This is a genomic window from Finegoldia sp. P2-F-LR (assembly GCF_052932265.1).
The window spans coordinates 22573-39632 of sequence record NZ_JBRFJF010000014.1 but is presented as its reverse complement, the minus strand read 5'-3'; the positions used below and the strand labels follow the sequence as shown (position 1 = coordinate 39632).

Annotated in this window: 9 protein-coding genes; 2 read left to right on the top strand and 7 right to left on the bottom strand. The window is 33.8% G+C overall.

Annotation, left to right across the window (positions count from 1 at the left end; genetic code table 11):
- From ACU68W_RS08710 to ACU68W_RS08700, 3 genes are all read right to left on the bottom strand, one after another.
- Positions 1 to 6236: S8 family serine peptidase (locus ACU68W_RS08710; RefSeq protein ID WP_446756399.1), on the bottom strand; the 6236-nt coding region annotated here is incomplete at its 3' end.
- 412 nt (positions 6237 to 6648) lie between these two features.
- Positions 6649 to 7485, bottom strand: a complete 837-nt coding sequence (locus ACU68W_RS08705; protein ID WP_316449033.1) for an ADP-ribosylglycohydrolase family protein — start codon at positions 7483 to 7485, stop codon at positions 6649 to 6651.
- 84 nt (positions 7486 to 7569) lie between these two features.
- Complete coding sequence (locus ACU68W_RS08700; protein ID WP_316515687.1) at positions 7570 to 9363, bottom strand: oleate hydratase; 1794 nt, start codon at positions 9361 to 9363, stop codon at positions 7570 to 7572.
- 209 nt (positions 9364 to 9572) lie between these two features.
- Here ACU68W_RS08700 and ACU68W_RS08695 point away from each other — a divergent pair, with 209 nt between their 5' ends.
- Together ACU68W_RS08695 and ACU68W_RS08690 are read left to right on the top strand one after the other, a co-directional pair.
- Positions 9573 to 11258 carry a M3 family oligoendopeptidase gene (locus tag ACU68W_RS08695; protein WP_446756398.1) on the top strand — a complete coding sequence of 562 codons (1686 nt, stop codon included), beginning with the start codon at positions 9573 to 9575 and terminating at the stop codon, positions 11256 to 11258.
- A 101-nt stretch (positions 11259 to 11359) separates the two neighbouring features.
- Positions 11360 to 11665, top strand: a complete 306-nt coding sequence (locus ACU68W_RS08690) for a hypothetical protein (protein ID WP_316102456.1) — start codon at positions 11360 to 11362, stop codon at positions 11663 to 11665.
- Between the two features lie 28 nt (positions 11666 to 11693).
- On the opposite strand, the gene radA is transcribed toward ACU68W_RS08690, so the two are convergent.
- From radA to ACU68W_RS08670, 4 genes are read right to left on the bottom strand one after another with little or no spacing between them, the layout of a single operon-like run.
- Positions 11694 to 13052, bottom strand: a complete 1359-nt coding sequence (radA, locus tag ACU68W_RS08685; RefSeq protein ID WP_446756397.1) for a DNA repair protein RadA — start codon at positions 13050 to 13052, stop codon at positions 11694 to 11696.
- 1 nt (position 13053) lies between these two features.
- A complete protein-coding gene (locus ACU68W_RS08680) occupies positions 13054 to 15474 on the bottom strand; it encodes an ATP-dependent Clp protease ATP-binding subunit (protein WP_446756396.1) in 2421 nt (806 codons plus the stop codon).
- A complete protein-coding gene (locus tag ACU68W_RS08675) occupies positions 15471 to 16466 on the bottom strand; it encodes an ATP--guanido phosphotransferase (RefSeq protein WP_102164584.1) in 996 nt (331 codons plus the stop codon). Before ACU68W_RS08675 ends, ACU68W_RS08680 begins: the two co-directional genes overlap by 4 nt.
- Entirely contained in the window at positions 16459 to 17058 is a 600-nt protein-coding gene (locus ACU68W_RS08670; RefSeq protein ID WP_446756395.1) for a hypothetical protein, read from the bottom strand. Before ACU68W_RS08670 ends, ACU68W_RS08675 begins: the two co-directional genes overlap by 8 nt.
- Positions 17059 to 17060 lie beyond the last annotated feature (2 nt).

Sequence of the window (17060 nt, the reverse complement as noted above, 5' to 3'; positions counted from 1 at the left end):
TCAGTATCATTAGCTAAATCCGATTGATTTGAATTATCGTCACTTGATACGTCTGTTGAATCTTCTGTTTCTTTTGGTTGGCAAGTATTTTCTTGAGACGTTTCCTTTTTCTTATTAATATCGAATGTAGGTTTGTTTTCTTCTTGTTCTTTTACCTTAATTTTCTTAAAAGTTGGATTTATTGTTGTTTCTTCTGTTACGAACAAAACATAACCTGATTCTTTTTTGTCCTTTACTCCTGAAATTTTCCAGCCGTCAAATTGATATCCTTCTGCTACTTCTTCCTTATAAGCTGGAAGAACGAAATCTTCACCTTTTACTAGTTCATTTTCCTTATTATCTATAGTAAGCTTGACTTTTTCTGGCTCTATAGACGTTATCGTTCCAGTATTTTTGTCTAAGTTAAATTCTCTTACTGTAGTATTTCTTGCAAAGTCTTTTACTACAAATTTGATTTTTAATTCATTATCTTTGATGTCTTTAATATCATCTAGTGATTTGTATTCTTTTCCATTTACATAGATGTGTTGTTCTTGTATTTCTCCATCTTTGTTATTATCTCTTTTATCAAATATGTTAAATTTAATAAATTTATTTTTTGCATATTCAATAGATATTTTACCATCTTTGCGCACCTCAACTGTAGGTTTTACATTATCATATAAGAATTGATAGTGAACTCCTACCGCCTTTGCGTTCATTGAAGAATAACCTGTTTTTAAGAATACATTTCCGTCCATATCTTTAACTTCATCTGGGAATCCATTTGCCTTATAATCTTTCATTCCCCAATCCATGATATCCCCATCTTTTACATCAAGTTTTATATTAAAGTCTCTTGTATTGTCAATGTGTAAATCACCATATATTAAATAATTATCTACAACTGACTCATTAACTCTCATTTCCCAGTTAAATCCACCTTTATCAGAAATTTTTCCTTTTAGATAAAATTCTGGATTTCTTACGTAAATCTTATTAGATTTAGAAGGATTAAAGTAATTTTTATCCATTGATAGATTCACAGGCTTTGTATCGATAAATAGCATTGCACCGTCTTCTTTAATGGCTTCAACGTTTGATTTATCATCTCCGATATATTCCTTGCCATCTTTGCCAAGAAGAACTAGTTTAGAAGGATCATCTACAAGCTTTCCATCCTTATCTATAGCCTCTCCCTTATCATTAGTTTTGAATTTGAATACTTGGTATCTAACTATATTAAAGCCATCCAATGCTGACATAAGAACCGATTGAGCGCTTCTTCCATCTTGAACATTTCTACTATCACAGTAGATTGTTTTTTGTGATAGGGCCTTGATGTTAGGGGAAGTCTTTTGGATTTTTTCTATATCTGCCTTGCTATAAACTCCATTGCCATCGAGCATGTCAGTTTTTCCTGGGTTAAATGTAGTAACTCTTAGGGCATATCCCTTTCTTACAATCATATTATCATTTAATACATATTGACCCTTTTCTTGATCGAAGAACATCTTGTTTGTATCCATCTTGCTTGGATCTTGTGGTTTTTGTTTTGTAAGCTCACCTTCACCTAGTTCGATAATATTTCCGTAGCTTGAGGCATATGGTGAAGCTTCCTCTGCTTCATCCTTCTTTTCTGGCATCCTTATTATAGTTTTAGCTTTTGTTTGGTCCTTATCTTTTACAAGGATATTCATATCTCCAGTAAAGGATAGACCATCGACTACATCATTTGTGTTTGCAAATAAGTCAAAGGTTAGAGTTTTTGTTTGTGGGTCGTATTTACTTGCCTTAATTTCTATTAATTTAAAGTCATTACCATAGTAAGCCTTAGCATCTTTTGATACATTACTTACTTTTCCAAGAATTTCAAAATGTCCATCCTTTGATGGGCTTAATACTCCACCAAGCTTTGATTTAACATCATCAAGTTTCTCAGTTTCATATTCTAGAGCACTTCCATCTTCATAGGCTTTTATATTTCCATTTTCATCATATTGATAATCAAGTTCTACTGTTCTTTTTCCACCATTTACATAGTCGTCTTCTTGCTTATATTTCTTTTTAATTAGTTTCTTTAGGTCTTTATTTTCAAAATTTCTTACTGTAGAGATTTCTTTGTCTAGCTCAAGTCTTGAAGCTTCTTCGATAGTATTTTCCTCTACCCTGTCTTTCTTTTCTTCTACTTTATCTACGACTTCTGTACTCTTTGCATTTTTGAGTTTATCTTCGGAAATTTCTCCTAGTTTTTTGTAATTAGAAAAATCTTGGTCAGGATCTACTAGGTAATAAGAAATCATTCCTTTTGCATCAGCTTTATTATCAAATTTAATCCTATGGATTTTGGTGAAGTTACTTGCACCATCTAGGGCGATTACTTCGATGATTTTTCCCCTTAAATCTCCAGCTCCGCTAATTTCATAGATAGTATTTCCATTTTTATCAAGCTTTCTATTTCTACCTTCGCCTTCTCCTGCATATTTAACATCAAGGTTTCTTTCAACATCGCCATTCTCGTCAACTATAGCTGCACCTGCATACCATACTTCGTTGGCTACTTCTTCAAATTTATCTGGATGGTTCTTTTGATCTCTTACAAACAAGGTTTCGTTTTTGTACTTATCTTTTACCTTGTGGTAGGTATCTTTTGCTATTAATTTGATTTTGTCTGGATTAGAGAAATCAACATCAACAATTGTTGGAGCTGTATTGTCAATTTTTACTGGTATATAAGAAACTTGCCATGGATAATCCTTGGTTAATCTATATTTGAACTTGTAGAAGTATTGACCCTCAGCTATTGGTTCAAATTGACCCCTAAGTTTTGTTTCCAAGTCTTGGTTATTATTATCATCATTAGCGCCTTCTTCTCTTCCTCTTGGGTTGTAGATTAATCCATCCCATTTCAAATCTCCCATAACTTTTAGCTTAGAAGATTTTATACCCTTAGCGTCATTTCTCTTAGAGTTTAAGATACCTCTAATAAAATGCTCTTTAGTTATTACTTTAAGATCTTTTTGACCTTCTCCTTCTTTATCGGTATTTACGATTGATATTTGTCCTTCTTTTGCACTTCTTAGAACAAGTGGTGAAGGGGTTAGCCCTCTTTCTATTTGTACTTCTTGATTTTGTCCTTTAGAATCGAGTGGGTAAACTCTTGCTACTTTTGAGCCGCTATTAGATGCATCAGTTAATCCTTGGTTGTTATTTAATGCAAATAAGTCAGGGTCTTGATCAAGTGATTTTGTATTTCCATCTTTTCTGTTTTGGATAACGGCAGCTGGATTGAATTTATCGATGTCGTGTTCTCCACCTATACCCTTATTCAAGGTTCCAGGTATTTTTGGTTTACCATCGTCATCATAACCTTCCATTGTCTTTGATTTTGAACCTTCTTCCCAAGCCCACTTGTCAAGGATTGGCTCCTTGTTCCAATTTCCAGCAAAGCCCATAAGTGGCATTGATAGAGATGGTTGAAAAACTGTCTTGTTTCCCTTACCGCACATTGCCTCAACTTCTTCTTTAGATTCAAATCTAATGAAGGATTCTACAAATTTATTTTTATCTTTAGCATCTCCGACATCTATTACAGCATTTAAGTCAAAACTTGAATTTGGTTTTATGGTAAATGTATCGTATTCGAATGTTATCTTTGCTCCATTAATTACTTCAGGATGGATTTCTGGAACAATTTGTTTTCCATCTTGAGATTTTTCATCCTTGTAAGTTTCATCAAGTTTTAGTCTATTGGTTAAGGAATCTGTTGTGATTGCAGATGATGAAGCTTTAAATGTTAGAGGTCTATCTGATGTATTAATTAATTTAATTGTGAAATATTTTTTATCGCCCTTAATCTCTTTAAGTGAAATAGATCCATATGAATTTACCAAACCTTCAGAGTCTAAATTCTTAAAGCTAGCTATAACGTCATTTCTTAGTGCATTAGCTACGTTAATAAGACCAGCGCCTTGTTGTCTTGGTGAAGCATAATATAGTGATTTCTCCTTCCAACCTGTTGGATCCATCATAGGTCTTGCTGTGTTTTGTAGGGCAATCTTTGTAAGAGTAGTTAAGTCGATTTTGTCGTCACCTGTTAGGTCTTTTAAGACAGGTTTTGCGAGCATCTCTTTTAGTTTTGGTCTAATCAATACTGTTGATGCTGCAACTACTGGTGTTGCCATACTTGTTCCTGACATATAACCATAAGTTGACTTGCCGTCAATTACATTTAGAGTTGATTTGATGTTCTTTCCTGGTGCTGATACATCTGGCTTTAGGAGGAGGTCAACCCTTGGACCCCAAGATGTAGAAGCTGCTGGAACTATTACTTCTTCCTTGTAAAGTTCCTTATCTGTATCAGGAGCAAAGTTAAAGGCTAGCTCTTTCTCATCACCAAGCTTTGGACGGTTTTTGTTGAAGCTTTCCATGTCAATTGGATAGTATTGGTCAAGCTTATCTTTGAAGTCTTCCTTTTTATTTCTTTTAACCTCTGTTTTATTTGTTGGATTAATCATATTCCAAATCTTTAGACCATCATCACCTGATACTGAAAATACTTGACAAGTTGTTCCTTCATCTTCTTCATAACCCATGGCTGGAAGCTCTGTCCAGTTATCTCTGTTGTAGTAGTTAACTGTATTTACAACCATGATTGCACGAGCACCTTTATCGGCAGCTTTTTTAAAGGCATATTTTAAATCTTTGGTATAGATTCTATCCATAACGGCAATTTTGCCTTTAAGATTAAGACCAACTAGATCTTCATCTTGACCCTTGCCTATATAAACAAATTTTACTTTGTCAGATAGCTTGCTTCCGTCTTCATTTCTAATAATCTTATCCTTATCGAAGAAGGTACCGATATTTCTATACTTAAAGCTTTCTCCACCAATATTGACCTTGTCAAACTCTACTATTTGATTTTTAGCTGATGCGACCGCGATAGCATCTTCATGTGCAGCAGTTCTAGTTACATTGCCTGTATCTATCATCTTTAGTTGGTTATTTGCTGCCAAGTCCCATGATGAGCTTGATGCAGCTGTTGCGTAGTTTCCAGTTGCTACAACCATAGGAATGCCAGCTTTTCTCAAAGCTCTAACAGCCTGCCAATATTTTTCTCCTACTAGTCCTGTTCCTGTAAAACCTGATGATACAGATACTACATCGACCTTATGCTTGATTGCATCTTCAATAGCATGAAACATCGTTTCATCACCGGCAAATCCATCACCTGAATCAGAATACATCTTGTAAGAAAATATTTGAGCGTTTGGAGCAATCCCGTCAATACCATTATAATTAGCTATGTCCTCATCAGTATCATTTCCAGCAAGAATTCCTGCTATATGCATACCGTGTGGATCATGATAATCTGAACCATCATCATATTTTTCGACAGTGATTTTGCCACCATTATAATAGTTAAAAGCGTGAGGTATTTTATCACTCAACCAAAAGTACTTGTCAGTTCCTTGTAAATCATCTTTCTTATATTTCATCGATGATTTCGCATCTTCGTCAATTCTCATGGCTTTGTGTCTGTAATCAGTTCCAGTATCAATATTTGCAATTACCATTCCTCTACCATCAAAGTTTTTGCCAAATTGAGCATTGATTGCTTTTAGGTAATCTATGGATTCATCAACTCCTATTTCCTTTCGAGCATTGTTCATCATCGGTTGAACTTTTTGTGATTTTTCGACTGATGAAATGCCTTCAATAAGTTTAATTTTGTCCAAATTATCTCGATTTGTTTCTATAGCACAACCATTGAAAATCGTATTATAAGTATACAAAACTTTAGTATTTTTAAAATTAGATAGTTCTTTAATTGCTTTCTGACCATCCTCCTTATTCCTAAATTCAGCTATGTATACAACTCTATCTTCTTCTTTTTTAGAAATGTTTTGAATTTCATCTGCTTTATACAATTCATTTCCTTTTGATACTTCTTTGTTTGAATATTTGTTATCGGAAGTATTTTTATTTTCAATTACTGAATCCTCTTTAATATCTTCTTTGGTAATTACTGATAACTTTTCATCGTTTGTATTGTTCGAATTTTCTTTATTGACTTTTAACGTCTCATTAGTAAGCTTATTTTCATCCTGCTTATATTCTATAGATTTTTTCTTATCAATAATATTTTGAGTATCTTCAGTTTTTGCAAAAACTGTATCACTGCACATAAATGAAACTGATGAAACTGATAAAGCTGCAACAAGAGTTGCCTTTATAATATCCTTTTTTTTCATAAATCCTCCTAGATTAAAAAATATTAATTTTATTCATGGTATAAATTGCAAATATCGATATTGAGTCCCATTTTCAAAAATTACGTTTTAAATTTTACTACTTTTTTTTTATCTAGTCAACATTTATAAGACCTCTAATATAATTATTTTTTTAACTTTATATACATAAAACTCATAATAAAAATATATTAATAATTTTAAAAACAGAGATTTCATTAATAATTAAAATATAAAAACCTTTATCATTTTCCTGAATATACATTTAAAATAAATAATGTATTTATAGTTATGCTTTAAGTATAACTTTTTATGTATTTTTTGACATATTAAAATCCTCCTGATTATTGTCTTATCAGGAGGATTTCTCATACAAAAACTATTTCACAGTCTCAAATAAATACATTCAACTAATTTATATTTTATTTCGATCATCATTCACATTTCCGTCGAACAAATACTCTACGAATTTTTCAATTTGTTCTTTTACATTTTCGTCTAATTTTTCAATCCATCTTTTAGGAATTGTAGAATATCCTTGAATTGATCCGCTGATACTTCCTGCAATTGCAGCTATCGTGTCGGAATCTCCCCCGTGATTTACAGCATTTATAATACAATCTTCAACGGAATTTTCTTTTGCCCAATGAATCGCATTATTGAAAGTGTTCACGATATATCCTGATGGTTTTAACAATTGAGTATCTTTTAGCTCGTGGTTTTTTCCATTGATATTATCTCTGATAATTTGTGTATATTCTCGTATAATTTCAGCACACATATCGTTGTTATGTGTAAGTTTTCCTTGTTTTATGTTCAGTTCTTCTGAGTTTTCGTTATCTAATAATGCACATGGAAGTGCCCTCATCAAGCTTCCATTTCCAAGTGCTGTATCGTCTTCTTCGATAAATATTTCGTATTGAATGTAATGTTCGATAGCACGTCTACATTGATTGCCAATATCTCTTGGATGAGTGTTGTACCATTCTACAAAAAGTTTCATTGTATTCTTTTCAAAATTATCACTGTCATTTTCCATCAAAGAATTCATAACACAAATACTCATATCGGTGTCATCGGTACATTCTCCGGCCTTCAAATCAAGCCATCCTCCACCGACAATATCTGTAATTTTATCGTATTTTTTATGGATTTCCTCTTCTGTCATAAATTCAGTCGTAGCTCCCATGCTATCGCCTATCGCAAATGCATACAACGCACCTTTTATTCTATCTTTGTAATCAGAGTTCATTTTTTCATCTCCTTTTGTATATTTTATTACAAATTAAAACAAAAAAATATCCCCAGAAAATAAATTCCAGGGATATTAACAAATCTAAATCAAATTATTTTCTTTTAACATTAATTCGATATCAGTGTCTTCTATTTTCTTTCCAATACTATGAGCTAACAATTTTGGAATTGGTAGGTCAGGTTTTTCGTAATCATTAAGTGCACTAACAGCATTTAATAAATATCTCAAATCGTATCTTGAAGCGTAAACTTCTGGAATTCCCTTTTCAACATGACACAATGCATATACAGCTTCCATTGCTGTTCTTCCAGAATATTCTGTAGTAAATACAGTATCTCTGCCAGGTTTGTCAAGTGTTTCTGCAAATTGTCCAAGGAATGCAAAGTTCACAGCTCCTTTAGGAACAACGTAAGGTCTGTCGCCAAATTCACGAGGTTCAAAATGACTTGTAATATATGGCATCATTACAGGAATTGCTGAACAATCTTGTGATAATTGATCGATTTCTGCTTCAGGAACACCTATATGATATAACCATTCTTTTGTGATTTCTTTTCCTGTACAATCTCTCATAGTTTTTTTGATATAATTTCCGTCTTTGTCAGTAAATAATCCGTAAACCCAAACGCAAATATCTTCTTTTGGTTGACCAACATATTGTGGTTGTCTGTTAATCGTCCAGCTCATCAACCAATTTGAATCCTTAACAGTTACGATACCACCTGTAACTACTTTTCCTGTGTAAGGATTTCTCTTAGTAATATTTTCGATATAGTCGATAACTTTACCACCATGAACAGTTACAGTACAAGATTCCCAGTTAGTTCTTTCAACATTTTTACAGAATTTGTCAGGTTTGCCGAATTCATCTGATTTTAATGCTATATTCCTCCATAAATCCCAGCTTCCGCCAAGATCAGCACTCAAAGTTGCTGCAGTCTCATCGTCACCGTAGCTTGATGATTCAGTCATTGATCCATTAGTTATAAACACCAAATCATTTTCAGTTAAATCAATTGATTTGTCTTCACCTTTACTTGATTCCATTACCAATTTTGTAGCAACTTTCTTATCAGCAGTTATATCAAAATCAATATCCTTTACAGTGATTCCGTATTCAAATTTAACACCTTTTTCTTCTAACCATTTAACTATCGGTTTAACGATAGATTCGTATTGGTCGTATTGAGTAAATTGAAGAGCTGAAAGTGTAGGAAGTCCTCCAACATGGTGGATAAATCTGTTCAAATACAATTTCATTTCCAAAGCACTATTCCAGTTTTGGAACGCAAACATTGATCTCCACAAAATCCAGAAATCACTATTCAAAGTTTCTTCTGAGAAAACTTCATCAATTTGTTTGTTTTGTAAGATTTCATCTTTTGTAATTGTAAGCTCTGCAATTTCCTTCAAAGCTTTGTCTGATAAGTTGAATTTTTCTTCATCATATCTTTTACCATTTTCATGAGTTATACGACATTTACTGAAATTTGGATCGTCTAAGTTAGTGTAGAAGAAATGATCTAGTATTGATTCCTCTGGATTTTCAGATGATGGAATCGCACTGTACAAGTCCCACAAAGTTTCAAAATGGTGACCCATTTCTCTACCGCCTCTGGCAACATATCCTCTGTGTTCAGCCTTAAATTCTCCATCCAAACTTCCACCAGGCAATTCTAATTGTTCAATAAAAGTAATATTTTCGCCTTTCATGTGAGCATCTTTTACTAAAAATCCACCCGCAGCCAATGCAGCAATACCAGTACCTATAATGTAGGCTTTCTTATCATCTATGCCTTTTGGCTTTCTTGCGTGAACTAAAGAGTGATAATTTCCATTAACAAATTTGACTCTTTCATCATAACTATTATTCATTAAATAACATCTCCTTTTCTTTGTAAGAAAATTTTAAGCTGGTGGAATCATCAGTTCAAATCTCTTACATTTTTTATATACCCACTTTTTTTATTTTACTAACACTATTCCCTATATTTTTTTATTGTTTTTTTCTTAGAAATATTTATCAACCATAAAAACATTTACATAGTATAAAAATATGATAAAATAATTTTAGAGGTGAAAAAATGAAATTTACAGAATACAAATACACTAGACCTAACTTCGAAGAAGACAAGAAAAAGGTCGAAGATTTTATCAAAAGATTTAACGATTCCACAACTTCTGAAGAACAAATCAAAATCATGGAAGAAATGGACAAATACAAGAAAACACTAAGCACTAATGTCAACCTTGCATACATTCGTCACACAATCGATACGAACGACGAATTTTACAAGGAAGAACAAGATTTCTTGGATGAATACATGCCACATTATTCAGTGCTTGACACTAAAATGTACGAAGCTATCGACAACTCCAAATTCAAAGACGATTTGATTGAACATTTTGGACAACATTTGTTTGATTTGATCAGCTGCCAATTGATTTTCAACGAAAAAGCAGTTCCATTCAAACAAAAAGAAAACCAATTAACTACAAAATACAACAAATTAATCGCATCTGCACAAATCGAATTTGATAATAAAACATTGACATTGTCACAAATGGCTCCTTACACACAATCAAAAGATCGTGATGAAAGAAAAGCCGCTACAAGAAAAATCTCAGAATTTTTCAAAGAACACGAAAAAGAAATCGACGATATCTACGACGAAATGGTTCACGTTAGAACAGATATGGCTAAATCTTTGGGATTTGATTCATACATCGAATACCAATACAAATCATTGATGAGAACTGATTACGACAAGAATGATGTCGCAAAATACAGAGAATTTGTCAAAAAATACGTAACACCAGTTTATCTTGAATTGAGAAAGAAACAATCTAAGAGAATTGGCATCGAAGATATGAAAGCTTACGATAACAACGTAATGTTCACAGATGGTAACGCAAAACCTCACGGAGAAAAAGACTTCTTGGTAGATAATGCTAAGAAAATGTACTCTGAATTGTCACCAGAAACTAAAAAATTCTTCGACTTTATGTATGAAAGAGAATTATTCGATTTGGAAAGCAAAAAAGGTAAAGAAGGCGGCGGATACTGTACTACAATTGAAGATTATGAATCTCCATTTATCTTCGCCAACTTCAACGGAACTACTCACGATGTAGAAGTAATGACTCACGAAGCAGGCCACGCATTCCAAGCATACACTTCAATGGACGGAAGAATTTTCGAATATATCTGGCCAACATTTGAAGCTTGCGAAATCCACTCAATGAGTATGGAATTTTTGACATGGCCATGGATGGAATTGTTCTTCGAAGAAGAAACTAACAAATTCAAATTCTCTCATTTAGATGGAGCTATCAGTTTCATTCCTTACGGTGTAACTATCGACCATTTCCAACACTTCGTATACGAAAATCCTGATTGTACACCTGAAGAAAGAAAAGCAAAATACCACGAAATAGAATTAATGTATCGTCCAAACTTGGATTATGATGATGAATTCTTGGAAAAAGGAACTTGGTGGTACAGACAAGGTCACATCTTTAACAACCCATTCTACTACATTGATTACACATTGGCTCAAGTTTGCGCATTCCAATTCTTATTGAAATCAAGAAAGAACCGCGAAGAAGCATTCAAAGATTACCTTGAAATCTGTAAAGTTGGTGGAAGCCAATCATTCTTCGGAATAATGAAGGCTGGTAACATCAAAAACCCAATGAACGATGGCGTTCTTGAAGAAATCCTTCCACAATTATTGGAAATATTAGACGAAATAGAAAAAGAATTATAATTTTAAGGGTGGACATTGTCCACTCTTTTTTTGTGTATATGAATTGTTTTTTTTTAGAAAACGTTTTATAATTAAGATAAATAAACAGTTGGGAGGATTTTATGAAACGTAACAAAATACTTGTGATTTTATTATGTTTAGTGTTCATGTTTTCATTTACAATGTGCAAAAATAAATCTATGAATACTTACAATTCTTATTCTGAAAGATACAGCATTGGTTCTGATGAAGATTTGAAAAAAGCTATGCAGTCCATGAAAGAAAACGAAGATTATCCAATTTACAAAGATGGTAAGGAAGAATCCAAAATTCACAGACAATATCTATTGGATTTGTATGAGAAAAATGATTTGTCTGCAATAAAAACCTACATTGATAACAACAAATTACTATTAGGAAAGAATTAGAAAAAGGCGCTCAATTTTTGAGTGCCTTCTAAAATATATCTGATATTACCGATCTTATGCTATCAAATTGTTTGATTTCAAGATCGTATTTTTGTGTTAGTTTCGTGTTTTGTGAGATATAAACTTTTTTGTATCCCAATCTTTCGATTTCTTTTAATCTGGTTTCTATTTGTGGGACTCTTTTGATTTCTCCTGTTAATCCAACTTCTCCAATGAACACTACATCTGATGGAATTGGTTTGTTCATAAGTGATGATGCAATCGCCATTATTATGGACAAATTCACAGATTGTTCTTGGATTTTGATTCCTCCTGTGGTTTTGATTATGACATTTTTGTCGTACATATTCATTCCAGCGCGTTCTTCCAATATAGAAATCAAAGTGTTTAATTGGTCTTTACGAAGACTGTCCCCTATCCTTTGAGGATACGGAGTGAATGATTTGGACACCAATGCCTCCACCTCTACAACCAAAATTCGTGATCCTTCTTTTATTACAGAAAGTGCTGCACCATTTACATCTTTTTTTCTTTTCGTGACGAAATAATCAGACGCATCTGTGATTTCTTTTATTCCATCTTCTTGCATGTTAAACAGTCCAATCTCTCCAGTTCGACCGAATCTATTTTTCGTCGTTGTCAACAATCTCAAAGGATCGTCACTTTCACCTTCCAAATAAAGCACAGTATCCACCAAGTGTTCAAGCGTTCTAAGCCCTGCCATTTCGTCTGATTTTGTCATGTGACCAACCATAATCGCAAGAGTTGGCTTCTCTGGATTTTTGCAGATTTCTACGATTTTATTCGCACATTCAACAGTTTGCACAGGAGAGCCTGGGCGTGAAGTGTATTCACGAAGTTGGAATGTTTGAATACTATCCAAGAAAATCACATCAGGTTTTATTTTATCGATTGAATCCAGCGCATTGTCCATGCTAGTTGTTGAAATCAACCAAATATTTTCCGGGATTTTCTCCATAGTTCTCATCGCTCTTTGTTTGATTTGAGATGTGGATTCTTCTCCAGAAATGTAGAGAACTTTTATATTTTTAGAAGCCAAATCATTTGCAAGCTCCAAAAGCAAAGTAGATTTTCCAGCACCTGGTCTTGCCGTGAGAATTGACACAGAATCTCGTACAAGTCCTCCGCCAAAAACTCTGTTTAACTCACTAATTGACGATTGGATTCTCTCTGACGAATCTATCTTTACATCGACCAATTTAACAGCTTTTGAAGATTTGCTTGAACTTGTTGTTGTATTCGATTTTTCATCTACGATTTCTTGTTCTTGCATAGAACCCCAACTGTTGCAGTTGGGGCATTTTCCTATCCACATGGCTTGCTCGTAGCCACAATTTTTGCACACGTATTTCGTTTTCTTTTTCATATTATTGTTTCACAGTCTTTTTGCTTCTTACATATCTTCTAAAGCTAACCTTGTCGTTAATCACAGTTATAGTTGTTTTCCTATTTTTGTCGATATCTCCGTTCAGGATCTTGTCGGCAAGTTCATTTTCAATATCTGTTCTGATAAGTCTTTCAAGAGGTCTTGCTCCGAATTTCTTGTCGTATCCTTTGTCTACAAGATAATCCAAGATTTTTTCGTCATATGAAATTATCAAATCATTCTTAGCCATTCTCTCAACCAATTCATCCATCATAAGTCCAGCAATTTCTTTTATATTTTCCTTGTTCAAATTACTAAACACGATAACATCGTCTAATCTATTCATAAATTCTGGCTTGAACATCGACTTCATTGCATTGTTGATAGTCTCTTTGTTTCTATTGTATTCATCAACTTCAACATCTTCTGCTGTATTAAACCCAATTACATTTTTGCTTTCAAGTTCACTTGCTCCAATGTTTGATGTCATTATGATTACAGTGTCTTTGAAATTAACCACACGTCCTTTGGAGTCTGTAAGTCTACCGTCGTCCAAAACTTGCAAAAGCGTGTTGAAAACATCTGGATGAGCCTTTTCGATTTCATCAAACAATATTACAGAGTATGGTTTCGTACGCACCATATCAGTTAATTGTCCACCATCATCGTGGCCAACATATCCTGGAGGTGATCCTATCAATTTGGAAACGGAATGTTTTTCCATATATTCTGTCATGTCAATTCTAATCATCGCATTCTCATCATTGAACAATTCCTTAGCAAGTTTTTTCGCCAAGTATGTTTTACCAACACCAGTTGGTCCGACAAACACAAATGATCCGATTGGCTTGTTAGGATTTTTGAGTCCGACACGTGCTCTTTTAATTGCGTTGGAAATAGAATCAATGGCCTTGTCTTGTCCGATGACAACTTTTTTCAAATTATCAGCCAAGAACAAATATTTTTGTGATTCTGATTCTGTTAGCTTAGACACTGGAACTTTTGCCCAACGTGACACGATATTCGCTATTTCATCGAATCCAATTTCCAATTTGTTTTCGTCTTGGTCTTCTTCTTCCATTTCTGCTTCTACTTCCTTGATGGCATCTCTTTTTTCTGCTGCAAGTAAGAAATCAGAATTTTGAATAGCTTCTTGCTTTTCTTCTTCTAATTCTTCTAGAATTTTCGCATAATTTTTGCCACCAGTGAAGTTTTTCACTCTAACCATCGATTGAGCTTCATCTATCAAATCTATCGCCTTGTCTGGCAAATATCTGTCGTTCAAATATCTGTGTGACAATTCAACGCTCGCTCTAATTGCTTCGTCACTGATTAGAACGTGGTGATGTGATTCGTATTTGTCCTTCAATCCTTCAATAACTTGTATAGAATCCGAAACAGAAGGCTCCTCTACCATGATAGTTTGAAGTCTTCTCTCAAAAGCTTGGTCCTTTTCGATAGTTTTTCTGTATTCATTGATAGTTGTAGCTCCGATTATTTGCAAATCGCCTCTCGCCAATGATGGTTTCAAAATATTTGATGCATCCAATGCGCCCTCTGCACCACCAGCGCCCATCAACGAATGAAGTTCATCTATAAACAAGATTTTGTTTTCTGAATTTGACAAAGTATCGATAACTTTTTTGATTCTTTCTTCAAAATCTCCTCTGTACTTTGTTCCAGCCAACAACGCTGCCAAATCCAACGACAAAATCTCCTTGTCCTTGAAAATATCATTCACTTCACCCTTGACAATCTTAACAGCCAAGCCTTCCACGATAGCAGTCTTGCCGACACCTGGATTTCCAATCAACACAGGATTGTTTTTCTTACGTCTAAGAAGAACTTGAATAATCCTTTCGATTTCTCCCTCACGACCGATACAAGGATCTATCTTTCCTTCTTTCGCTAATTCGTTCAAATTCTTAGTGTACTTTTCAATCTCACTTGACTTAGAAGAATTAACTGATTTGTCGTTGACATCTCCTTGTTCTCTCTTCATCTTCATAAAGAAATATTTTCGAAGTTCCGCTGTCAATTTCATAATATCCACGCCTGTTCTTTTCATCAAATGATTAGCGTAGTTAGAACTATCCATGCAAAGCGCTGCCATAATGTGTTCAGGAGTAATCGCCCTTTCGCCGTAAGTGTTGGACAATCCCACAGCTTGAGTGATTATTTCTTCAAGTTTCGGGCTAATCCTTTGATTAGTTTCCTTGCTGTCTCCATAACCCAACTCATCTATAATTAAATTTCTAATTTTTTCGTAATTTCCACCGTGTTTTTTCAAATATTGAGACGCCTTGAAATCAAACTTGAACATAGCAAGTAGCACATGCTCCACTCCAAGATCCGCGTGCTTCAAACTAATTGCCTCATACACAGCTTCAGTTCTTAAATTATAAATATCTGATTTTCTCAATTTTTCACCTGTCTTTCCAAAGTATCCTTGATGATTTCGCTTCTCAACACTCCGATGTTTTGATTCAATTTATTGTTTTCGCGAAATTTTTCAAGCTTCAACTTATTTGTCTTATCGTACAAGTCAAGAATTTCATCTACATCAAAACCATCAACCATACCAAAATCCATAGCTATCAGTAAATCTCCAATCTTGTTCATCCCTTCAATTTCATCCAAAACTCTTGAATATTTTAACATCGACACACTTCTCAAAAGGTCATCCTTAAACTCAGGATTATTTTCGAATAAAATGCGTCTGTTTTCAATTTCCTTTCTAGAAATCGAATCAATCAAAAGCGTCATATCATTGATAATATATTCAGGATCCATCAAATGACCATTAGTCGTAAGCCTGTAAATCGAACTTTTCGTATTAGAATTGAAAGCTTTCTCAAACATATATCCTCTGTATCTTGCAACATCTTGAATATCATCTATCTTGTTGAAATACTCCAAAGCCTTCAAGTTCATACACACGCTCACATCCATCATACATCCCGAATCGTAGAAATCATCTGACAAATATCCAAAATCAATATCGAAAGCAAAATTCAATTTATCATTCAATTTTTCTTCAATATTCAGACATTTTTCGTAAATATCTCTCAAATTTTTCCCAAAATCGTAAGCAGTAATGCAAATGTGGTCATTATCTGCCAAAGTAAACACGCATTTTTTATCGCTATTTATGATAACTTCCGGAGACACATCCTCATAGTAAGCACTGGAAATGTATCCTTGTTTTCTCAGATAATCTCTGTTCGTACTTTTAGTATCCTTAAAAGAATAAACGCTAGACTCCTTCAAATATTCCAGATTATTCAATTCTTTTTTAATATCTGATTTCATATCGTCACAAGAATCCGTATCTATAACCAACATAAAATTATAGTCCGACAAATTTCTTCTCAACGACACATCAGATTTCATTACAACACTTGAATTATTCATAACATTTTTCCCTATACTCTTGTAATTTCAATTCCAAATCGTCAATCTTCGTTTGAATATCATGACACTTTTCAAATTCCTCATTATCCATTGCAATGAAAAACTCATCAGACAAGCTATCCAACTTCTCCAAAATTTCCTTTGCCTTTTCAAAATTCTTAGGGAATTTGCCCCTGTAATATTTTGGATAACTTTTCGAATTTCTCTTATCCATGATGAAATCCCTGAAATGATCGTAACAATATTTGCAACCAATCGATGAATAATTCTTCAACTCATCAAACGGCATATTGCACACTGGACACACACTTTTATCGTCAACATCTTTCTTTGAAGATTCTTGTACCTTTTCAAAAGGCAAATGTTCCACCACATCAGAAATTTGCTTTGCGATTTCTTCAAAAAGCTCCTTGTTTTCGTTCAATTCTTGATCAGAATCAAACTTAAAATCAGAATTCGAAATAATCTCATTCTTCAAATTATTCATATATTCTTCATAGCAATCATGACACAAATTCACATCACGAGCACCAAATGGTCCCACGATTTTAACTTGAATAAAAGCAGGTTTGCCACAATTATCGCAATTCATAT